The sequence below is a fragment of the Actinomadura sp. NPDC048394 genome (assembly GCF_040651755.1).
Classification (GTDB): Bacteria; Actinomycetota; Actinomycetes; order Streptosporangiales; family Streptosporangiaceae; genus Spirillospora; species Spirillospora montaniterrae.
Genome location: NZ_JBEZJL010000091.1, coordinates 13,439 through 35,410, shown reverse-complemented (window position 1 = coordinate 35,410; position 21,972 = coordinate 13,439). Strand labels below are relative to the sequence as shown.

Here is a 21,972-nt window from a genome sequence, read left to right as displayed (position 1 = left end):
GTGAACATAGATTACTTTGTCCAGAGGAAGTATGGGCGCGGGGCTATGTCCTCCGGCGCGAAGATCGGCTGCTGCGAGGCGTGCACAGAGGCCGTGAGGGCGGCCGCCCGCGGGTTCTGGCTCAGCGGGAACGCGACACCGCGCTCGACGGTCTCCTTCTGCAACCGGCTGATCAGCGGCTTTCGAGCGTCGTCGCCGCTCATCGCGCGGGCCTTGTCGTAGACGCCCTCCAGGTCGGCGAGATCCTTCAGCCCGAAGGAGTTGTAGATACCGTTGTTGGAGATGGTCCGGCTCCACCACTGGTACGGGTCGATGGAGGTCGGCACGAAGTAGCCCGCCGGAAAGCGCCCCTTGCGGACCTCCGCCGTGTACTGGCCGTCGGCGACATCGGTGATCTTCATCGTGATGCCGCCCTCTTTCAGCAGCTGCGCGATGGTCTCGTTGATCTGCCGGATGACCGGGGCGTTGCCGACCTCGAAGGAGAAACCGTTCGGATAGCCGGCCTGGGCGAGCAACTGCTTGGCCTTCGCAGTGTCCGGCCTGTTCAGCCCGTCGAGCGAGGCGTCGTACCAGCGCGAGCCTGGCGCCGCGAAGCCGCCGCCCTTAGAGTCGCCCTTGCCCGACAGCAGCGCCTTGTTGTACGCGTCGCGGTCCAGCAGCAGGCCGATGGCCTGCCTGACCTGGGGCTTGGCGAAGGCCGGCACCTTCTTCCCGCCCCGGTCCATGATCAGGAACGTGCCGGTGAACGTGAAGTCGGACAGCACCCTGAGGCCGGCGGACTGGGCCGGCTGCATCTGACCCGGCTGCAGCGTTCCCATGACGTCGATCTGGCCGGTCTGCACGGCGTTCAGCCGGGCGTTGTCCTCCTGAATGATCTTCACGTCGATCGTCTGCGCCCGGACGGCGGCCTTGTTCCAGTAGTTCGGGTTCGCCTTGTAGACGTGCTCGGCACCCTCCTTGTGGGCGTCCTTCTGCCAGATCCAGCCGCCGCTGCCGGCCGCCGTGCGGGTCAGATCCGTGCCGTCCTTGACCGCCTTCGGGCTGATCATCGCTCCGGCGACCGTGGACATGCTGTAGGGGAAGTCGGGCTGCGGTTCGGAGAACGCCACGTCCACCGTCGCAGGGTCCACGACCTTCACCGACGCGATCGGTGCGTAGATGTTGGTGTACGGGCCCCCGGTGATCTTCCTGGCCCGGTCGAGGTTGAGTTTGACGGTCTCGGCGTCGAACTTAGAGCCGTCGTGGAACGTCACGTCCGTGCGGAGCTTGAACTCCCAGGTCCGCGGATCCGGCTGCGACCAGGAGGTCGCCAGCCACGGCTTCGGGTCGAACTTGTCGTCGACGATCGTGAGCGTGTCGTACTCAGGGAAGATCAGCGCGCCGTTCTGTGTGGTGGTGCGCGCCGGATCCATCGATGGCGTCTCCTGCCACGCGGCGAAGCGCAGCGTGCCGGTGGGCGAGGCGGGCGCACCGGTGGTGTCGACCAGCGAGCCCGCGGCCCCGCCTCCGGTCGCACCGCCGCCGCAGGCCGTCAGTGCCAGGGCTGTCGCGAGCGCGGCGGCCGCCGTGAGCGCCCGACAGGTGGCCGAGTTCCGGATCGTCATGTCTCCTCCGGGGTGGTAGTGGAACCGTCGTGCAGGTGGCAGGCCACTCGGCCACCGCCCCTGACAGGGGTCCAGGCGGGAAAGGATTCGGTGCACACCGGCATCCGGTGGGGGCATCGGGAGGCGAATGGGCACCCGGTCGCCGGGACGGCGCCGGTAGGAGCGGTCGCGCGCAGTTCTCGTCGCCGGGTCCGCTGGACGCGCTGGCGGGCCGGGTCGGGATCCGGGACGGCCGCGAGCAGGGCCTCGGTATAGGGGTGCGCAGGGGCCTCGCAGATCCGGTCGGCCGGGCCCTCCTCCACGATGCGGCTGCGGTACATCACGGCGATCCGGTCGCAGGCGTGTCGCACGACGGCGAGGTCGTGCGCGACGAACAGGTACGCCACGCCGGTGCGTTCCTGAACGTCCTCCAGGAGGTTGACGACCTGGCTCTGCACCGACACGTCCAGTGCGCTCACCGGCTCATCCAGAATGATCAGCTTCGGCTCGACCGCCAGCGCGCGAGCGATCGAGACCCGCTGCCGCTGCCCGCCCGACAGCTCGTAGGGGTAGCGGCGAAGGTGATGACCGGCAAGCCCGACCTGGTCCAGGAGCGTGGTCACACGCCGGTCCCGTTCCGCTCCCCGCAGGCCGAAATGGACGGCCAGGGGCTCGGCCAGGATGTCACCGACCACCTTGGTCGGGTCGAGGGAGCCCAGCGGGTCCTGGAACACCGCCTGCACGGCACGGCGGTACTCCAGCGGCACGCGTCGGCCGAACGCGCCGACCGCGAAGCCCGCGGCCTCGATGGTCCCGCCGGACGGTCGCAGCAGCCGGAGAATCGCCCGTGCCGTGGTGGATTTTCCGGATCCCGACTCACCGACCAGTCCGAGCGTCTCCCCGGGCGCGAGGTCGAGGTCCAGGTCGTTGACAGCGACCATCGTGCCGGGCCGCCGCCACGGAGCGCTGCGGCGTCCAGCGAACGTGACGGTCAGATTCCTCACCCGCAGCAAGTCGGCGCCGGCCGCGACGGCGTTTCCCTTCGTGATCGTCATGGCTTCTTCTCGATCCGGACGGACGCCGAAGGCGCGGCGGATTGTGCGACGTCGAGAGCGCGGACGCCGGTCAGGGTGAGCTCTCTGGAACGGACGCAGCGGACCGCGCGGTCCCGTCCGCCGGCCGCCAGCTCGATCGGCCCGGCCGAGCATTCCGGCCGAGCGTGCGCACATCGCGGCGCGAAGTGGCAGCCCTCGGGCCACGCGCTCGGTGGCGGGACCACGCCCGGAATCGACGGCAACCGGCCTGTGCGGCGCACATTGCGCGGCAATGAGGTCAACAGGCCTTCGGTGTACGGATGCGACGGCCGGCGGAAGACCTCCTCGGTGGGCCCGCACTCGACGAGCTGCCCGGCGTACATCACGGCGACGCGGTCCGCGACGTCGGCGACCACACCCAGGTCGTGGGTGATCAGCAAGATGGACATGCCGGTCTGCTCACGCAGTTCCAGCAGCAGGTCGAGAACCTGCCCCTGCACGGTGACGTCCAGGGCGGTGGTCGGTTCGTCCGCGACCAGCAGGCGGGGCCCGCAGGCCAGCGCCATCGCGATCATCACGCGCTGCGCCATGCCACCCGAGAACTGGTGCGGGTAGTCGCCGAGTCGCCCGGCCGGGTCCGATATGTGCACCTGGTCGAACAGGTCCACCACGCGCTCACGTGCTTTCGCCCGGCTCAGCCCCTCATGCTCGCGGAGCACCTCGGCGACTTGGTCCCCCACCGTGTAGGCGGGATTCAGACTGGCGATCGGTTCCTGGAAGACCACGCCGATCTCGCCGCCGCGCACCTTGCGCAGCTCGTCGAACGTCAACCCGGCCAGGTCCCGATCGTCCAGGCGGATGGACGTCGCCCGCACCCGTCCCGGATCGGGAACGAGGCCGAGCAGCGACATGGCCGTGACGCTCTTCCCGCTGCCGGACTCGCCGACCAGGCCGACGATCTCGCCCTTGCCGACGTCCAGGGAGACTCCCTGCACCACCGTGACCCGCCCCGCCCCCGGCTGCGGGAACGAGACCGTGAGGTCGCGGACGCTCAGGACCGGGTCGTCTACGGTGGCTCCCGCCGGTGGAGCCTCCCCGTGGCCGCCGGCTCTCAGCACCGGATTCACGCCCAGCGAGCCGGCCTTGGCCTCGCGCGCGAACAGGTCGCGGACCCCGTCCCCGACCTGGTTGAACGCCAGGACCGTGAAAAGGATCGCGAACCCCGGCGGCAGTGCCAGGAAGAAGCTCTCGCGGATGCTCGCCTGCGCGTCCGACAGCATCGAGCCCCAGCTGGCGTCGCCGGCCTGTGCGCCGAGCCCCAGGAAGGAGAGCGTGGCCTCCGCGATGATCGCTCCGGCGATCATCAGAGTGATCTGCACGATCAGCGGCGGGGTGATATTGGGCAGGATGTGCCGGAACACGATCCTTCCGCTCCCGGCGCCGGCCACCCGGACCCCGTCGACGTAGAGCTCCTCGCGGGCGGCCAGCGCCTCACCGCGGACCAGCCGCACCAGGGTCATCGCGTAGACGACGCCGACGACCGCCATGGACTTCCACAGGCCGGGCCCGAGCACGGAGATCAGCGCGATGGCGAGCACCAGGAACGGCACCGACATGACGCCCTCGACGATCCGCATCAGGATCCGGTCGGTCCAGCCGCCGAGGTAGCCCGACAGCAGACCGAGCGGGATACCGATCGCCGCGGCGATCCCGACCGCTTCGATGGCCGACAGAAGCGCTGTCCGTGCCCCGTAAAGCAGACGGGACAGCACGTCCCTGCCGAGTTTGTCGGTGCCCAGCCAGTGGTGGGCAGACGGGTCGAGCAGCCCGTCACGGATGTCGCCCTTGAGCGGGTCGTACGGGGCGATCAGCGGGGCGAGCACCGCGCAGATCGCGACCAGCAGGACCACGGCAGCCCAGAACAACATCGCCTTCGAATGCACCAAGCGGGCGGTCAGCCGCGCTTGGGAACGCTCCGTGTCCACGGACGCGCCGGTCGTCTCGGTCGCGAGCGCCTCGGTCATACCGCACGCACCTTGGGATTGAGCCATGCATACGACAGGTCGAGCAGCACGTTGACGAGGACGACCACGATGACGGTGAGCACGACGATCCCTTGGATGACGTCGGGGTCGCGGCGCAGCACCGCGTTGATCGCCAGCTGCCCGAGGCCGGGCATGGCGAACAGCCGCTCGATGACGATCGAGCCGCCGAGCAGGGTCGTCACCTGGAACGAGAGGACCGTAACGATCGGCACGGCCGCGTTCTTCAGCGCGTGCTTGACGACGACACGGCGCTTGGACAGGCCCTTGCTCAGCGCGGTCCGCACGTACTCCTGCTGCAGGACGCCGATCATGCTGGACCTCGTCTGCCGGGAGATCGCGGCAGCGGCGATCAGACCGAGCGAGATCGAGGGCAGTGTCAGGCTTCGCAGCCAGCCGGCGGGGTCCTGGTCGATCGGGACGTACCCGATGGACGGGAACCAGGGCATCCGGATCGCGAACGCGAAGATCAGCAGGAGTCCCAGCCAGAAGCCGGGCACCGCCTGCCCGACCGTGGCGACCAGGCTGATCGCCTTGTCTCCGGCGCGGCCCGCGCGCAGCGCGCTCCATATCCCTGACGGCACGCCGAGCAGCACCCCGACCAGAAGCCCGCCGAGGGTCAGCGAGAGCGTGACCGGGAGCGCCTGCATCAGCGAGGTCGCCACATCGGCCTTGGTGTAGAGCGACTGGCCGAGATCACCGTGGACGGCTCCGGAAAGCCAGTCGGTGTACTGCTCCAGCACGGGACGGTCCAAGCCCAGTTCCGTGCGGACCGCCGCGACCTGGGCGGCGGACGCGTCCGGCCCGACGATGTTCTCGGCGGGGTCGACATCGGACAGCTGGCTGAGAAAGAAGACGCCCGTCGCCACGAGGAAGACCAGCGGGATCATCGCGAGCAGCCGGATGACGACCGTCCTCAGCATGGCCCGTCTCCCGCCACCACCGCGAGGGCGTCCACCGCGACGGCGCCCGACGGGCCGACGATCAGCGGGTTCAGTTCGAGTTCGCGGACCTCGGGATGGCGTCGGGCGATCTCCCCGAGGGCGACGAGCACGCCGGCCACGCCCGTGGCCTGCTCGCGGGTGAGTCCGCGAGCCGCGCCGACGAGGCGTCCTCCGGAGAGCTCGCCGACCAGCCGCTCAGCCTCTGCCTGGCCGACCGGAGCGAGTCCCAGCCTCCTGTCCCTGGTGATCTCGACGAGCGTTCCGCCGAGTCCCACCGTGACCACCGGCCCGAAAGTCGGATCGGTGAACAGGCCGCAGACCAACTCCAGGCCCGGCTCGGCCATCCGCTGCACCAGGACCTCGGCGGCGGGCGCGCCATCGGGTCGCAACGTCTCCGCCACACCGGTGAGCCGCTCGAACGCCGCTCGGATCTCGACGGGGTCCGACAGCCCGACATGAACGGCACCGTGCTCGCTCTTGTGCGTGAGCCACCCGGCGCTGAGCTTCATCACGACCCGGCCGCCGAGCTCGGCCGCCGCGGCCTCCGCTTCCGCGGCGCCGGCCACCATCCGCTCAGGGGGCACCGGGATGCCGGCCTCGGTCAGATAACGCCGGGAGACGTGCTCGGCGAGCGGGCGCGAAGGCGCGTCTGGGGCCGGGACACCGCCCTGCATGCGAGCGGGTTCCTTCAGCAGGCGCTCGCAGTTCTCCTGGTACCGGGCCAGTTCCCCCATGGCACGGATCAGCAGATTGGGGTCATGGCAAGCCGTCACGCCGCGTCCCATGAGGTCGCGCGCAACGTCCGGCTGGCTCGCCCACACCGCGAACGGCTTGGTAGTGGCATCGTTCGCCGCCTGCATCGTGTCGCGGAGCTGGGAGCCCAGGCCCCGCGCAGCTCCGGCGACGACGACCATGTCGTAGTCCGGAGCCGCGGCCACCTTGGTGAACAGCTCCCGGAGCATCGACTGGTCGTTGACGATCTGTGCGGTCGGGTCGATGGGATTGGCGATCGACCCGAATGAGGGCACCAGCGACGCAAGTTCGCCCTCCAGGGCCCCTGCCGGACTCGGCATCTCCAGTCCGGCGCTTTCCGCGGCGTCGGCCATCAACACGCCCGCGCCACCACTGGAGGTGACGACCGCGAGCCGCCTGCCGCTCGGTCGGCGTCCGGCCGAGAAGACACGGGCGAACTCCACTAGTTCGGCCGGCCCGTCCACCCGGATGATGCCCGCCGCCTCGAACGCGGCCGAAACCACGTCGTCGGCGGAGGACAACGCGCCGGTGTGGCTGGCGGCGGCCCGGGCGCCGACCCTCGACCGGCCCGTGCGGACGGCGAGGATCGGCTTGCCGAGTTCGAGCGCGCGGTGTGCCGCGGCCATGAGCGTGCCGGGCTTGCGCACCCCCTCCATGAAGAGGGCGACGACCTGCACATCGGGCTGTTCGACCAGGTGTGCGACCATCTCACCGCAGGTCACGTCCGCCTCATTGCCTGTGGCGAGCATGTAGGAGACGCCCAGCCCGGACTGCTGGGCCGTCTCGAACATCCCCATGCCGAAGCCGCCGCTCTGGCTGACGATGCCGACGTTTCCCGTCTCCTGCGGGACGCCGGTGATGGTGGAGAAGACCGCGCGGAGCCCGATCGTCAGGTTCATGATGCCGATGCAGTTCGGACCGCAGATCCGCATCCCCGACCCCCTGCCGATCGCAACGAGCTCGTCCTGAGCGCGGCGTCCCTCCTCACCGACCTCGCCGAAGCCCGCCGACAGGACGAGCAGGGCACCGACGCCCTTCGCGGCGGCGTCCCGGGCGATCTGCGGGACCGCAGGGCCCGGCGCGGCGACGATGGCGAGGTCGACCGGCTCGGGCACCGCGGAGATGTCGGGAAAGGCCTGCAGGGCCTGCACGGTCGTGCGGGAGCTGTTCACCGGGAAGATTCCGCCGCCGTAGGTCTCCTTGAGGCGGGCGAGGATACGTCCGCCGATGCGGGCCGGCTGGTCGGACGCGCCGACCACCGCGATCGAACGCGGCGAGACGAGCGGAGTGAGCGTCGCCGGACGGGCCGACGTCTCGGTCGCCGTTTGGGTCACGGTTGCAACTCCTTCATGCGCTGCTGGGATGGAAGACGCCGCGGGAGGCGTGGAAGGCTCGGCCGAGGAACGCTCAAGCGGATGCCATGCCGGCAGATGCCGCACGGCTCGCGCGCTCGGCCTTGCGGCGCGCGGCGAGCTCGGTGAACTCGGGCCGGTCGAGGCTCTCGTAGACCAACTGCTGGGAGTGCTCGTAAGCGGACGGCCAGTCCTGTTCCCAGGCGGAGTAGACCTGTTCGCGCATACGGGCCAGGGAGTACGCGGAGTTCCCGGCGAGGGCGACGGCGTAGGCCAGCGCCCGATCGAGCAGCTCGTCGGCAGGAACGATCCACTGGACGAGGCCGATGCGTTCGGCCTCCTCCGCCCCGACCACGCGGGACGAGCAGAGCATGTCCATGGCCCTTGCCGTGCCGACCAGGCGGGTCAGCAGCCAGGCCGTACCGCCCTCGGCGGTCAGCCCGAGCCGGGCGAACGCGGTGGTGAACCTGGCCTCGGGCGCGGCGAACCGGATGTCGGCCATGAGCACGTGAGCCATGCCGATCCCGGCGACGGCGCCGTTGACAGCGGCGATGAGCGGCTTGCCGAGCCGCAGCGCCCGGTCGAACGGAACCTTCTGGTTCTGCATGCGCGACCGCATCTTCGCGGCGTCCAGCCCCTCCAACGCGGTGAAGTCGGCACCGGCGCAGAAGGCCCGCCCGGCGCCCGTGACCACGATGGCCCGGACGTCCGCGTCGCGGTCGGCGCGGTCGAGCGTCTCCAGATAGGCCTCACGCATCGCGGGCGTGAGGGCATTGAGACGGCTTGGTCGGTTGAGCGTGATCAACGCTATTTGGTTCACTATTTTACAGAGGATCGGCTGGGCGTCCAAGTCTTTCGACGCATGGTCCGTTATCGGCCCCATCAGGCCACCTCTCCCCGCAGAGTCAGCGGCAGGCGCACTCGAGCAGTACTGCTCAACGGCATGGAGCTGGTCGGCGGACAGGTTCACGCACCACTGCGGCGACCGGGCATGGCGACGGTCATCTCGTGATGCAGGTCTCTCTTGGCAAAATTAGTAGCATGTTTGATCCATCCCGCCAAGATGCTCGCTACGATTTCCCCCGACCGGGAGACAGCGACTGGGGGTCCCGAAGTGACGGTGCGCGAGGAGGCGGCCCCCACGGAGCCACGACGCAAACTCGCCGAGCAGGTGGCCCGGCGCATCGAGGACGACATCATCGATCGCGGCTGGCCCGTAGGCGAGGTGCTCGGCGCCGAGGCGGAACTGATCGAGCGCTACGGGGTATCGCGTGCGGCCGTCCGTGAGGCGATCAGCATCCTGGAGTACAAACAGGTCGCGGCGATGCGACGCGGAAGAGGCGGCGGTCTGGTGGTGCGGGCGCCGGCGGGCGCCGCGGTCGCCGAGTCGGTGGCCGCCTTCTTCCACTTCGCGGACGTGTCCGTCGAGGAACTGTACGAGGCCCGCATCACGCTGGAAGTGCTGGCCGCACGGCTGGCGGCCCGCCGTATCGGTGAGGACGACATCGCGCACCTGCGCGACGTTGCCGCCACCGACACCGTGGCCCGACCGCTCAGCGTCGCGATCGCGCGGGCCAGTGCCAACCCGGTGCTGTCGATCTTCATCCCGACGCTGACCAGAGTGACCGGTGTCCTCGCCGGTCCTCCAACCGATGACTACGAACTCGGAGAGAGCAGTTCCGCCGAACGGAGCAGAGCGCTGCGCGCCATAGCCGAGGCGATCGTGTCCGGCGACGAGGTCAAAGCCGAACGGCGCGTCCGCAGCCATCTTCAGGGCGAGCGCACCTGGCTCCTCAGAGTTCGCGAACCGCGAGCCGCCGGTCATGGTGTCGCGCTGGCACTACCACTCCGCGAGCAGCTCGCCCAGGCGGGCGCGGACTCGACCTCCGCAAAACTGCCCGAGAAGGTGGCGCTGATCGTCCGGCAGGAGATACACCGGCTCGGCTGGCCCACCGGGGAGGTCCTCGGAAACGAGCCGACGCTGTGCGAGGAGTTGGGCGTGAGTAGGGCCGTCTTCCGCGAGGCGGTGCGCATTCTCGAGCACAACGGGGTCGCGCGGATGCGGCAGGGACCGGGCGGCGGGCTCCTGGTGCTCGCGCCAGACCCGGCCAGGGTCGTCGAGGCTCTCGCCCTGTACCTGCGCTATCTGAAGGTGAAGGCCACCGACCTGTTCGAGGTGCGAACGGCCGTTGAGCTGAAGGCGATCGAACTGGCGGCGGCCTGTGCCGCAGATCCGGCTGCTGCGGCACAGCGGCTGGAGGTGGTGGCGGCCCTCGACCACGAACGAGTCGCCGAGGTACGCCACCGTGCCCATGCGGACCTGCACGTGGCGCTGGCGCGGTTGAGCGGCAACCGCCTGCTGACGCTCTTCACCGCCGTGCTGGCCGCCACGACTCCGCTAAGGCTGCCCGGGAACGACGAGTACCGAGAACGCTCGGCGGCGACTCACCAGAAGATCGCCGACGCGGTCCTCGCCGGCGATGCGAGCTTGGCCCGGCACCGCCTGGCGCGCCATCTGGACGCCCTGTCGGCCTGGCTTCAAGACTCCCTGTGATGCGCTTTAACTTGGGGCGTGCCGCGTAACCGGCACGCCCCGAGCGCTCAGCGCTGCTCTGCGAGGCGACCGGGACGCCAGAAGGCCGCCAGGAGGAGGGCGGCGCCCAGGATTCCTGTTCCAGCCGCGATGATCAGACCGGTCCAGCCGGACAGGTCGTCCGACATGGTCAGAGCCCGGTCGAGGGACACCGTGCCGCCGCCCAGGGCTCCGAGGCCGCAGGCCACAAGAATGATCATGACCACGTACTCGTAGCCCTGGCCGGGCCGGAAGATGAAGAAGCCGTTGCGCAGGTGGGCGGTGATGAGGGCGACGGCCATCGTCCCGACCGCGCCTGCCGCGGCGACGGGCGTCAGCAGGCCGAGGATCAGTAGCAGCCCGGCGCCCAGTTCGGTGCCCGTCGCCATCAGGGCGTGCAGGCGCCCCGGACGCAGCCCCATGGACTCGAACCAGCCCGCGGTGCCCTCGATCTTGCCCCCGCCGAAGGCGTGGTTCCAGCCGTGGGCGATGAGGGTGCCACCGACCGATATCCGCAGCACCAGCGAGGCGATGTCGGCGCCTGCGGCGTCTACAGCCATCCGCGCACCTTCTCCATCGCGGCCACCGGGTCCGCTCCAGCCGGGTCGAGGTTGAGCATCGTGACGCCCGACTCACGGTAGGCGGCGATGCGCTCCTGGACGAAGGACTCCGGGCCGATCAGGTTCGTCAAGTCGACCAGCTCGTCCGGGACGGCCGCGATGGCCTCGGCCTTACGACCCGAAAGGTAGAGCTCTTGGATCTGCTCGGCCTCCTTTTCGAAGCCGTAGCGGCGGACCAGGTCGTTGTAGAAGTTGCGCCCCTTGGCCCCCATCCCTCCCACGTAGAGCGCGAGGTGTGGGCGCGCCAGGTCGCGCAGTTCGTCGCGGTTCTCCCCGATGGCGAGAATGCCGCCCGCGACGACCTGCAGCGCGCCGCGCTCGGGTGCGCGACGCGCTTGCCCGGCGGCGACGGCCTCGCCCCACGTCTCCTTCGCCCGCTCGGGTAGGTAGAACAGCGGAAGCCAGCCCTCGGCGAGCTCCGCCGCCAGTTCGACGTTCTTCGCACCCAGCGCCGCCAGGTAGATCGGGATGGAGTCGCGAAGGGGCTTGGTCAGCATCTTCAGCGGCTTCCCGAGCCCGGTTCCCTGGTCGGCGGGGAGGGGGACGGTCGTGGTGCGGCCCTCGTAGCGCAGCGGCTCGCGCCGCAGCCCCTGCCGGACGATCTCGATGACGTCGCGGGTACGGGCGAGCGGCCGCTCATAGGGCACGCCGTGGAATCCCTCGATGACCTGGGGACCCGAGGCGCCGAGGCCGAGAATTCCGCGGCCGCCGGAGATCGCGTCCAGGCCGGCCGCGGTCTGCGCCATCAACGCGGGGGTGCGAGAGTAGACGTTAAGGATGCCAGAGCCGATCTGGACGCGGTCGGTTCGGGCGGCGAGGTACCCCATGAGGGTCGGGGCGTCGAACCCGTAGGCCTCGGCGACCCAGAGAACGTCCACGCCCACGCGCTCCATGGCGGCGGCCTGCTCGATGGTCTCCACGGGGTCGCCGGCGTACTTCAGGGTCATGCTCAGCTTCATGTCTGCCTCTCTTCGGCTGCGGCGACCAGAACGCGGCGCAGCAGCTTGCCGGTGGGGGTGCGAGGAAGTTCTGTGACGAATTCGAGGGAACGCGGCGTCTTGTAGAGCGCGAGGTGCTCGCGGCAGTGCGCGACGAGCACCGCCTCCAGTTCCGGGCCGGCGGCGGACGGGTCCGCGGGCTGGACGAGGGCGTGCACGCGCCGTCCGAGTTCGGCGTCGGGGACGCCGATGACCGCGACGTCGGCGACCGCCGGATGCGGGAGCAGGACGTCCTCGATCTCCTGCGGGTAGATGTTGACACCGCCGGTGATGATGAGGTCCGTGCGGCGGTCGACCAGGTACAGGTAGCCGTCGGCGTCGACCCGCCCGACGTCGCCGAGCGTGCTCCAGCCCCGCTCGTCGAAGGCGTCGGCGGTCTTGCCCGGATCGTTGTGGTAGCTGAACTCCGGCGCCCCCTCGAACCAGATGGTGCCGACCTCGCCTGCGGGGAGTTCGCGGTGGGCGTCGTCGAGCACATGCACCTTGCCGAAGGTGGCCCGGCCGACCGAACCCGGGTGGGCGAGCCAGTCATGGGAGTCGATGAGGAAGAAGCAGTTGCCCTCGCTGCCCGAGTAGTACTCGTGGACGATCGGGCCGAGCCGCTCGATGATCCGCCGTTTGACTTCGACAGGGCATGGCGCCGCCGCGTGCACGACCATCCGCAGGCTCGACAGGTCGTATCTCGCACGGATCTCATCGGGCAGCTTCAACATCCGGACGAGCATCGTCGGGACGAACTGCGCGTGCGTCACCTGGTACTTCTCGATGAAGGCGAGCGTGCGCCCGGGATCGAAGCGGTCCATGATCACGACCGTTCCCCCGTTGCGTATGGTGCCGAGCGTCCAGCCGGTCGGTGCGGCGTGGTAGAGCGGCGCCGGGCACAGGTAGACGGACCGGTCGTCGAAACCGAAGAGCCGCGGCATGGTGTGGTCGATGCGCAGGCCCGTCCCGAACGGGTCGCCCTGCAGAGAGGGAAGGATGCCCTTGGGTCGTCCGGTCGTCCCGGACGAATAGAACATGTAGTAACCCTCGCGCTCACCGTCACGCTCCCCCAACGGCATTGATGCGGTGGCCTCGGCGATATCGGTGAACCCGCCGCCACCCGGTCCGCCCGACATCAGCCGCAGTTCGACACCAGGCGAGGCGTCAGCGACCTGCTTGGGAAGGTCACCGAGGCCTGCGGAGGCGATGAGGGCGCGGGCACCGCAGTCCCGGACGATGTAGGCGGCCTCGTCCGGAGTCAGGTGATGGTTGACCGGTGTCCAGAGGATGCCTGACCGCTGGCACGCCCACGCCGCGGGGAAGTAGCCGTCGGTGTTGTCGAACAGCAGCGCGACGTGGTCGCCGTAGCCGATGCCGTGCCGGTTCAGAAGCCGGGCCAGCCGGACGGACGCGTCGTCCAGCTCCCGGTAGGTGACGACCGCGCCGGTGGCCGCGGTGATGACGGCAGGCTTGTTCGGGTGCCGGCGGGCCAGTTCCGACAGGTGCACCGTCGTCCCTCCTCAGCGGGGCTCTCTGGGCAGGCCGAGGCCTCGTTCGGCGATGATGTTGCGCATGACCTCGGAGCTGCCGCCCGCGATCGTGTAGGCGCGGGCGTACAGGTAGGCGTCCTGCCAGCGGCCCTCGTCGACGGCCTCGTCGTCGCCCTCGGTCAGCACGCCGCGCTCGCCGAGCAGGGATACCGCGTACTCGGCGAGGCGCAGGTTCAGCTCGCTGAAGCCGAGCTTGGCCATCGGCGCGTCGGTGATGCGGTCCTTGCCCGCACTCCAGCGCATCAGCGACGCGTGCGCGAGGGTCGCGACGGCGTCGACCTCGGCGCGGAAGGCGGCGAGTTGCTGCCGGACGTCCTCGAGGTCGATCGCGGGCCGCCCGTCGATCTTCAGAGCGCGGGCGGTCTCGACGAGGTCCTCCCAGGCCATCTCCACCGAGACGACCGAGGCACCGACACCATGCCGTTCCTGCGCGAGCGAGGTGTTGGCGATGGCCCAGCCCTGCCCGGGCTTGCCGATCATCGCCTCGGCGGGGACGCGCACCTGGTCGAAGAAGACCTCGTTGAAGTCGGAGGTCCCGGTCAGCTCGCGCAGCGGCCTCACCTGGACGCCGGGGGCCCGCATGTCGAGAACAAAGGCGCTGATGCCCTTGTGCTTGGGAGCGTCGGGATCCGTACGGGCGAGCAGGTAGCCGAGGTCGGCCCAATGCCCGTTGGTCGTCCACACCTTCTGGCCATTGATCACCCAGTCGTCGCCGTCCTTGACGGCCGAAGTGCGCAGGGAGGCCAGGTCGCTGCCCGCGTCGGGCTCGCTGAACAGCTGGCACCACAGCTGCTCACCCGCCCGGATGGCCGGCAGGTACGTCTGCCTCTGCGCTTCCCTGCCGAAGCCGATCAGCGCGTGCGCGGCGAGGTCGCTGCCGGAGCCGGGCATCGGCGCGCGGGCTCTCGCGATCTCCTCCCGGACGACCACATCGCGGAGCGGGTCGTGATCCGGGACACCGCCGAACCGCTCGGGCCAGTCGGCGCCCAGGTATCCGGCGGCGTACAGTTCGGCCGTCCACCGCAGGGACGCCTTCAGCTCACCTTCGTCTTCCGGGCTTCGCACCCCCGCGCGCACCTTGAAGCGGGGCGCGTGCGCGGCGACGAATTCCCGCACTTCCCGGCGGAAGTCCTCCAGCGGTGTACCGGCACCGAACTCCACGGTCGTTCTCCTCCTCGGCTGAGCCGGACCGCCGTGGCGGCGGTCCGGCTGCGGTCCTGCGATGCCGGCGTGCGGCCGGCGGGGCGGGTCTCAGACACCTAGGGCGCGGCCCACGATCTCCTTCATAATTTCGGTGGTGCCGCCGTAGATGGTCTGGATACGGGCGTTCACGAACGCCTTCGCGACCGGATACTCGTTCATGTACCCGTATCCACCATGCAACTGCACGCAGCGGTCGACGACGCGCTGCTGCAGCTCGGTCGTCCACCACTTGGCCTTGGCCGCCTCGACGTGAGTCAGCTCCTTGGCCGACAGGGCGCGCAGACAGCGGTCGACGAACACCTGGGCGATGTCGACCTCGGTGTCAAGCTCGGCGAGCAGGAAGCGGCTGTTCTGGAAGGAGCCGATCGGCTGCCCGAACGCGGTGCGCGTCTTGGCGTACTCGATCGTCTGGTCCAGGATCGAGCGGGAGGCGGCGACCGCCGACACGGCGATGGACATCCGCTCCTCGGGGAGGTTGGTCATGAGCTGGTAGAAGCCCCTGCCCTCCTCGCCGAGCAGGTTCGCGGCGGGGACGCGCACGTTGTCGAAGTTCAGCTCCGCGGTGTCCTGCGCGTGCAGGCCCATCTTGTCCAGGTTGCGGCCACGGGTGAACCCGTCCATACCCCGCTCGACGACGAAGAGGGTGAAGGCCTTGCTGCCGCCCGCGGGGTCGGTCTTGGCGACGACGATGACCCGGTCGGAGTTGATGCCGTTCGAGATGAAGGTCTTCGCACCGTTGATGATCCAGTCGTCACCGTCGCGCACCGCCGTCGTGGCGATGCCCTTCAGGTCGCTGCCCGTGCCGGGCTCGGTCATCGCGATCGCCCAGATCTCCTCGCCGGAGGCGAACGGCGGCAGCCAGCGGGCCTTCTGCTCATCGTTCGCCATCTTCAGCAGATACGGCGCGACGACGTCGTTGTGCAGGGTGAACCCGGGCCCGTGGACGTCCGAGGCGGCGAGTTCCTCGGCGACGATGGCGTTGAAACGGAAGTCGTCCACGCCTCCCCCGCCGAACTCCTCGGGCACGTTGAACCCCACCAGCCCGACCTTCGCCGCCGCGGCGAAGATCTCCCGGTCGGCGATCCCCGCCTTCTCCCAGCGCTCCATGTGAGGCGCCATCTCGCGGGTGACGAAGTCTCGGACGACCTCGCGGAACGCCCGGTGATCGGCCTCGAATACGTCGCGTTCCATGGCGGTTACTTCCCTTCGGTTTCGGCAAAGAGGGTGAGCAGATCGGTGCGGCTGACCTTCTGGGAGACGCCGCGCGGCAAGGCATCGACAGGCAGGAACCGGACCGGGACCTCATAGGGCAGCAGTTCCTTGCGGCAGAAGGCGCGCAGCTCCTCGTCGGTGGGCGCGTCGTAGCCGGGGGCCAACTCGAACGCGGCGACGGGCACCTGTCCGAGCCGCTGATCCGGTACCCCCGCCACCGCCGCCTCCGCGATCGCGGGATGACGCTCGAGTGCGCCCACAACGGTCGACGGCAGCACTTTGAACCCGCCCCGGATGATCACGTCGTCGGCGCGGCCGCGCAGCCACAGGAACCCGTCATCGTCCACACGGGCAAGGTCGCTGGTGCGGATCCAGTCGCCGTCACCGCCGGCCTGCGGAGTGCGGATCTCGAGCACGCCGACCTTGCCGGCGGCGAGCGGTTCGCCGTCCTCGCCGATCACGCGCAGTTCGACGCCAGGGAACGGGCGGCCGACGCTGCCGCGCTTGCGCACCCACCACTTGCCGTGGTCGCGCAGCGACCAGCCCGCCACGGCGCCGGAGAATTCCGTCGCTCCGTACACCACCAGCACAGGTATGCCGTACCGGTCGAGGAACGCGTCGGCCAGCTCCGGCGGAGTCGGCGCGGCGCCCGCGGTGATGGCCCGCAGACTCTCCAGGTCCTCGGCCGGGACGTCCGCATCGAGCACGCTGCGGATGGCGGCCGGCGGCAGTCCCGCGATCCGCGGGCGGTGCCGGCGTACGGCGTCGCGCCAGGCGTCCACGGTGAAGCGTTCCAGCAGGACGAGCCGACGGGTCTCCGCCAGCCCTTGCAGCACGCCCCAGAGCCCTCCGATGTGGACCATCGGCGTGGTGACGAGGCTGACGCCGCCGGTGAACGGCGCACGTTGGCGCTGCCCGGGTGCCATGTGGCCGTTGACCGAGCCGAGCGCCGCTTCGATCTGGCGGTACGACAGCGGGATCCGTTTGGGCGGACCCGTCGTCCCGGAGGTCGACAGTTCGACGGCGATTCCCGGCGCGGTGCGCGCCGGGGTCGCCGGCTGGAGGACGGACGGGAGCTCGGCGGGACGCGCGTCGGGACCGTCCATGACGAACCCGGCGGCTCCCGTCTTCACAACCGCGAACGTGAACGCCTGGTCGTTCCAGAACCGCGAAGTTGCGAACAGCACCGGCGGGGCGCCGCGTGCGATGTCGGCGGTCAGCCGCTCCATCGGCTGGAGCGGATTGAAGACGGTCAGGCACCGGCTGGTCGTCAGGGCGAGCCAGACCAGCGCGATCGACTCCGGCCGGTTCTCCAGGACGACCCCGACCCGCGCGCCTTCGCCCAGGCCGAGCGCGTCCAGCTCCGCAGATGCCCGTCGGGCGAGACGTTGCAGGTCGCCCCAGGCGACCCAGGCGCCGCCGAACTCGACGGCCGGGACGTCGTCGCCGACCTCCGTCAATGCCCGCAACCGCCCGGCGAGCGTGGAGGTGATCACCGAGGTCTCCTTCACAGCAGTTCGAGGATGGTGGCGTTGGCCATGCCGCCGCCCTCGCACATCGTCTGCAGCCCGTAGGTGGTGCCGGAGTCGCGCATCTGGTGGACGAGGGTGGTCATGAGCCGGGCCCCGCTGCCGCCGAGCGGATGACCCAGCGCGATGGCGCCGCCGTTGACATTGAGGGCCTTCTCGTCGCCGCCGAGGTCGTGCAGCCAGGCGAGCGGCACGGGGGCGAACGCCTCGTTCACCTCGAACACGCCGATCTGGTCGAGCGACAGGCCGCTGCGTTCGAGTGCCTTGCGGGTGGCGGGGATCGGCGCCGTCAGCATGATCACCGGGTCGTCGGCGGCGATCACGGCGGTGTGCACACGGGCGATCGGCGTCAGCCCCAGCTCGGCGGCCTTCTCCGAGGTGGTCATCAGCAGACCCGCGGCACCGTCGCTGATCTGCGAGCTGTTGCCCGCGTGGATCGTCCCGCCCTCCTTGAAGGCGGGCTTGAGCTTGGCGAGCGACTCCAGGGTCCCGCCGCGGCGGACGCCCTCGTCGGTGTCGACACGGGTGCCGTCGTCCAGGGTGACCGGGACGATCTGGCCCTGGAACCGGCCGGCGTCGATCGCGGCGGCGGCCTTGGCGTGCGATGCGAGGGAGAACTCGTCCAGCCGCCGGCGGCACATCCCCCACCGCTCGACGATCATCTCGGCGCCGATGCCCTGGTTGGCCATCGCGATGCCGTATCGCTTCTCGAAGCCCGGCCCCATCGGCTTCCCGTCGAGCACGGAGGTGCCCATGGGCACGCGGGACATGCTCTCCACGCCGCCCGCGACGACCACGTCGTACTGTCCGGAGATCAGTCCGGCGGCGGCGAAGTGCACGGTCTGCTGCGACGATCCGCACTGACGGTCCACGGAGGTGCCGGGCACCGACTCGGGCCAGCCCGCCGACAGCACCGCGTTGCGCGCGATGTTGTTCGCCTGGTCGGCGACCTGCTGGACGCAGCCCCAGATGACGTCGTCGACGAGGGACGGATCGACACCGGTGCGCTCCGCCAGCGCGGTCAGTACGGTCGCGGACAGGTCGACCGGGTGAACGCCGGACAGCGCGCCGTTGCGGCGGCCGACCGGGGTACGGACCGCATCGACGATCACTGCGTCACGCATGGGAGTCCTCTTTTCGGCTGTGGAGCACAGCGGTCACGGCCTGCTCGCGCAGGCGGTCGGGAAGGGCGATCAGCGCCTCGGCGCCCTTGGCTCGGCGCAAGTAACGGTGGGCGGGATGCTCCCAGGTGAAGCCCATCCCGCCGTGGATCTGGACGCAGCCTTGGGTCGCGGCGACCGCCGCGTCGAGGGCATGCGCAGCGGCGAGCCGGACGGCGATCCGGGTCTCGCTGGAACCGGGGTCCTCATCGAGTGCGCCCGCCGCGGCGGCGACCAGCGCGCGGGCCGACTCGACGGCCACGAACATGTCGGCGGCTCGATGCGAGATCGCCTGGAACGAGCCGATGGCACGGCCGAACTGGTGGCGGGTCTTGGCATATTCGACGGCGAGGTCGGTCGCCTCGGCACCGACGCCCACCACGTCGGCGGCCAGAATCACCAGTGCGGCGTTCTCCGCAGCGGCCAGTACGGCGTCGTACTTGAACGGCCCGGTGACGCACTCGGCCGGCCCGTCCAATGTGACGGCGCCAAGGGATCGGGTCGCGTCCAGAGCCTCCAGTGCGTGCACTGCGGTCGACGGGTCGATCTCGGTAAGGAAGAGGCTCGGGTCCCCGTCATCGGTAATGGACGCAACGAGTAGCAGTCTGGCGGCGGCCGCGTCGGCGACGATCGGCACGTGGCCGTGAAGCGACCAGCCGTCGCTCCCCCGGCTCGCATGGACGTCGTCGGCGACGCCCCAACCGTCCGCAGTCCTGCCGACAGCGACTCCGGCGACGACTTCGCCGGACGCCAGCCGCGGCAGCCATCGTTCCGCCGTATCAGACCCGGCCGCCATCAGTGCCGCCTGCACGGCGACTTGCCCGACGGTCGGGACAGGCGCCAGCCGGCGGCCCAGTTCCTCCTGCACGGCGGCGGCGAGCGCGAATCCCGCTCCCCCGCCGCCGTGCTCCTCACCTACGGCCAGCCCGGGCACGCCCACCTCGGTGAGCGCGCTCCAGAGACCCTCGTCCCAGTGGTCCGGGCCGTCGGCCAGAGCGGCGACGGTCTCTATGGCGCAGCGATCGCGCAACAACCGGGCGATCGAGCTGCGCAGCTCCATCTCGATCTCGGCCTCGCTCATCGGCCGCCTCCGCTCTGCAGATCACCGCGATGGGAGGGCAGCCCGAGCACCTTCTCCGCGATCGTGTTGCGCTGGATCTCGGCCGTGCCGGCGCCGATCGTCGACGAGCGACTCATCAGGTATCCGTACGTCCACCGTCCCCGTTCGGGCGCGGACGGCTCCTGGTTGCCTAGAACCGCGGCCGGACCGAGCACACGCAGCGCCACTTCGTGCAGCCGCTGGTCGAACTCGGCCTTGACGAGCCGGTTCACGGAAGCGGCCGCCCCCGGGTCGTCCCCGCGAAGCACGGCCTCCAAGGCCCTGCGGCTGTTGGAGGCCAGCACGCGCACTGCGGCCTCAAGGCCGGCGAGCGCCTGGCGAACCACGGGGTCATCGGCCTCACCCGTTCTCGTGGACAGGGTGAACAGCTCGTCCACGATCCGGCGGTAGCGGAACTCGTCGGAGAGGAAGGCGGTCGCGCGCTCATGGCCGAGGCTCGTGCGGGCGATGGCCCAGCCGCCGCCTTCCTCACCCACCAGGTTCGCCGCCGGAACACGGACCTCGTCGAGGAACACCTCGGCGAAATGCGTCCCGCCGCTGATATCGCGCAGCGGCCGGACGGTGATGCCGTGCGCGTCCATCGGAATGAGCAGATAGCTGATGCCCGCGGGGCCGGGTTCAGGCGGACCGGTACGGACGAGTGCGAACATCCAGTCGGCCTTGTCCGCCATCGACGTCCAGATCTTCTGGCCGGTGACCAGATAGTCGTTGCCGTCGCGCACCGCGCGAGTCGACAGGGCGGTCAGGTCGCTGCCCGCCCCGGGTTCGGAGAAGCCCTGGCACCAGAACTCGTCGGCGCGCAGCAGCGGCCGCAGGAAACGCGCCTTCTGCTCGGACGTTCCGTGCTTGATGAGTGTGGGCGCGACGATGAACGACAGGCCGCACGGGTGCTTCGGGGCTCGCGCCTTGGTCATCAGCCGGTGGTAGGCGATCTGGTCGGCGAGACCGAGCGCCATGCCGCCGGCGTCGACCGGCCAGCCGGGTGCCGCGAGTCCGGCCTCTTCGAGATCCGCATGGAAGGCCCTGGCCCACTGGAGGCGGGCCTCCCTGTCTCGCGGCGGCCGCCCCTGGTGAGCCGTGAGGAAGTCGCCCAACCGCGCGCGCCAGTCGGATCCGGTGTCGGACGCGGCGTCGGGGGCCGACCCCGGGACTCCGGTCTGGACGGTGGACATCCATCCCCCTCGCGTGTTGATTCGAACTTGGTTCTACTCAAACGAAGCATACATGGTTTACTAGGTTATCTACCAGATGAAACCAGCTGACGAGGAGGCTTAGTGATGGAGTGGGGACTTCCCTGGCCCGGAGCAGAGGTGGCGGCGCAGGCAGAGAAGGCGGGAGCCTCGGCGTTCTGCGCCGGCGAGTTCGCCGACCACAACGCCTACCTGACGACCGGTGAGATGGTCGGTGCCACCGAGCGCGCCATGGTGGGACCTGGGATCGCGTATGCCTTCGCGCGATCCCCGTTCGTGCACGCCTCCGCTCTCCGCCAGCTCTCCAAGCAGGCGCCAGGGCGGCTGTTCCTCGGTCTCGGATCGGGCACCCGCCGGATGAACACGGACTGGTTCGCGGCGCAGGCGAGCGAGCCCGTGCGCCGCATGGCCGACCTCGTCGCCGCCGTCCGCGCCTACCTGCACGCCGAGAACGGGGAGCGAGTCGTCAACGAGGGCGAGTTCTACCCGATCAATGCCGCCATCAAGGCGCCCGTCCTCGGTCGGCTCGACATCCCCATCCTGCTCGGTGCGTTCAACCGGCGGATGATCCACGCGGCAGGGCAGGTCGCGGACGGCGTCCTGGGGCACGGCCTGTTCACCGACCGGTGGTGGTCGGAGGTGGTGAACCCCGGGCTGGCGGAGGGCGCCGCGGCGGCCGACCGCAACGCCACCGAGCCGCGCCGCTGGGGCTGGCTGATCACCGCGATCAACGAGGACGACCCCGACCGCGCCCGCCGCGACGCGCGGCTCCAGATCGCCTTCTATCTCACCGTCAAGACCTATGACACCCTCGTCGACCTCCACGGCTGGCAGAAGGAGACGGCGGAGATCCGCGAAGCCTTCCGGCGCGGCGACATCGACGCGATGGCCGCCGCCGTGACCGACGAGATCCTGCATGCGATCGCGCTCTGTGGAACGCGAGCCGAGGCCCGCGACCAGCTCGCGGCACGCAAGGTACTGCCGGACCTGGCGTTCCTGTCCACTCCGGCCTTCATGGTCGGCGAGCGGCGCCGCGCCGCGTACGCGACCGAGTCGATCCGGCTCATGGCCGTGTGAACACGCGGTCGCACGGCCCGCGGGCGACCGGCCGGTAGCTATTCTGAGGGA

17 protein-coding genes are annotated in these 21,972 nt (G+C 70.0%); 2 read left to right on the top strand and 15 right to left on the bottom strand.

Features of this window, described 5'->3' with window-relative positions:
• Nucleotides 1–11 precede the first annotated feature (11 nt).
• From AB0C78_RS43190 to AB0C78_RS43165, 6 genes are all read right to left on the bottom strand, one after another.
• Entirely contained in the window at nt 12–1,412 is a 1,401-nt protein-coding gene (locus AB0C78_RS43190; protein WP_360759985.1) for an ABC transporter substrate-binding protein, read from the bottom strand.
• A gap of 188 nt (nt 1,413–1,600) precedes the next feature.
• Nucleotides 1,601–2,638 (bottom strand): oligopeptide/dipeptide ABC transporter ATP-binding protein, encoded by a 1,038-nt coding sequence (locus tag AB0C78_RS43185; RefSeq protein ID WP_360759963.1) that lies wholly within the window; start codon nt 2,636–2,638, stop codon nt 1,601–1,603.
• Nucleotides 2,635–4,641: a dipeptide/oligopeptide/nickel ABC transporter permease/ATP-binding protein gene (locus AB0C78_RS43180; RefSeq protein WP_360759960.1), complete on the bottom strand. Its 2,007-nt coding sequence runs from the start codon at nt 4,639–4,641 to the stop codon at nt 2,635–2,637. Before AB0C78_RS43180 ends, AB0C78_RS43185 begins: the two co-directional genes overlap by 4 nt.
• Entirely contained in the window at nt 4,638–5,582 is a 945-nt protein-coding gene (locus AB0C78_RS43175; RefSeq protein ID WP_360759957.1) for an ABC transporter permease, read from the bottom strand. Before AB0C78_RS43175 ends, AB0C78_RS43180 begins: the two co-directional genes overlap by 4 nt.
• Nucleotides 5,576–7,690, bottom strand: coding sequence for an acetate--CoA ligase family protein (locus tag AB0C78_RS43170; protein ID WP_360759954.1), 2,115 nt, complete (start codon nt 7,688–7,690; stop codon nt 5,576–5,578). Before AB0C78_RS43170 ends, AB0C78_RS43175 begins: the two co-directional genes overlap by 7 nt.
• Nucleotides 7,691–7,763: 73 nt before the next feature.
• Nucleotides 7,764–8,591, bottom strand: a complete 828-nt coding sequence (locus AB0C78_RS43165) for an enoyl-CoA hydratase-related protein (protein ID WP_360759951.1) — start codon at nt 8,589–8,591, stop codon at nt 7,764–7,766.
• A 231-nt stretch (nt 8,592–8,822) separates the two neighbouring features.
• On the opposite strand from AB0C78_RS43165, the gene AB0C78_RS43160 reads away from it, so the two are divergent.
• A complete protein-coding gene (locus tag AB0C78_RS43160) occupies nt 8,823–10,262 on the top strand; it encodes an FCD domain-containing protein (RefSeq protein WP_360759948.1) in 1,440 nt (479 codons plus the stop codon).
• A 47-nt stretch (nt 10,263–10,309) separates the two neighbouring features.
• Here AB0C78_RS43160 and AB0C78_RS43155 read toward each other — a convergent pair whose 3' ends face one another.
• From AB0C78_RS43155 to AB0C78_RS43115, 9 genes are all read right to left on the bottom strand, one after another.
• The gene (locus AB0C78_RS43155) at nt 10,310–10,840 is read right to left on the bottom strand and encodes a DoxX family protein (protein WP_360759945.1); all 531 of its coding nucleotides are present in this window, start codon (nt 10,838–10,840) and stop codon (nt 10,310–10,312) included.
• Nucleotides 10,831–11,859, bottom strand: coding sequence for an LLM class F420-dependent oxidoreductase (locus tag AB0C78_RS43150; protein ID WP_360759942.1), 1,029 nt, complete (start codon nt 11,857–11,859; stop codon nt 10,831–10,833). The genes AB0C78_RS43155 and AB0C78_RS43150 overlap by 10 nt, the downstream gene beginning before the upstream one ends.
• The gene (locus AB0C78_RS43145; protein ID WP_360759939.1) at nt 11,856–13,388 is read right to left on the bottom strand and encodes an AMP-binding protein; all 1,533 of its coding nucleotides are present in this window, start codon (nt 13,386–13,388) and stop codon (nt 11,856–11,858) included. The genes AB0C78_RS43150 and AB0C78_RS43145 overlap by 4 nt, the downstream gene beginning before the upstream one ends.
• Before the next feature lie 12 nt (nt 13,389–13,400).
• Nucleotides 13,401–14,591, bottom strand: coding sequence for an acyl-CoA dehydrogenase family protein (locus AB0C78_RS43140; protein WP_360759936.1), 1,191 nt, complete (start codon nt 14,589–14,591; stop codon nt 13,401–13,403).
• Between the two features lie 90 nt (nt 14,592–14,681).
• A complete protein-coding gene (locus AB0C78_RS43135) occupies nt 14,682–15,824 on the bottom strand; it encodes an acyl-CoA dehydrogenase family protein (protein WP_360759933.1) in 1,143 nt (380 codons plus the stop codon).
• A 5-nt stretch (nt 15,825–15,829) separates the two neighbouring features.
• Complete coding sequence (locus tag AB0C78_RS43130) at nt 15,830–17,341, bottom strand: fatty acid--CoA ligase family protein (protein ID WP_360759930.1); 1,512 nt, start codon at nt 17,339–17,341, stop codon at nt 15,830–15,832.
• Nucleotides 17,342–17,352: 11 nt separating this feature from the next.
• Nucleotides 17,353–18,498 (bottom strand): thiolase family protein, encoded by a 1,146-nt coding sequence (locus AB0C78_RS43125; protein ID WP_360759927.1) that lies wholly within the window; start codon nt 18,496–18,498, stop codon nt 17,353–17,355.
• Nucleotides 18,491–19,615, bottom strand: a complete 1,125-nt coding sequence (locus AB0C78_RS43120) for an acyl-CoA dehydrogenase family protein (RefSeq protein WP_360759923.1) — start codon at nt 19,613–19,615, stop codon at nt 18,491–18,493. Before AB0C78_RS43120 ends, AB0C78_RS43125 begins: the two co-directional genes overlap by 8 nt.
• On the bottom strand, nt 19,612–20,826 hold the full coding sequence (locus AB0C78_RS43115) for an acyl-CoA dehydrogenase family protein (protein WP_360759920.1): 1,215 nt from the start codon (nt 20,824–20,826) through the stop codon (nt 19,612–19,614). The genes AB0C78_RS43120 and AB0C78_RS43115 overlap by 4 nt, the downstream gene beginning before the upstream one ends.
• Nucleotides 20,827–20,964: 138 nt before the next feature.
• Here AB0C78_RS43115 and AB0C78_RS43110 point away from each other — a divergent pair, with 138 nt between their 5' ends.
• Entirely contained in the window at nt 20,965–21,921 is a 957-nt protein-coding gene (locus tag AB0C78_RS43110; protein WP_360759917.1) for an LLM class flavin-dependent oxidoreductase, read from the top strand.
• Nucleotides 21,922–21,972 lie beyond the last annotated feature (51 nt).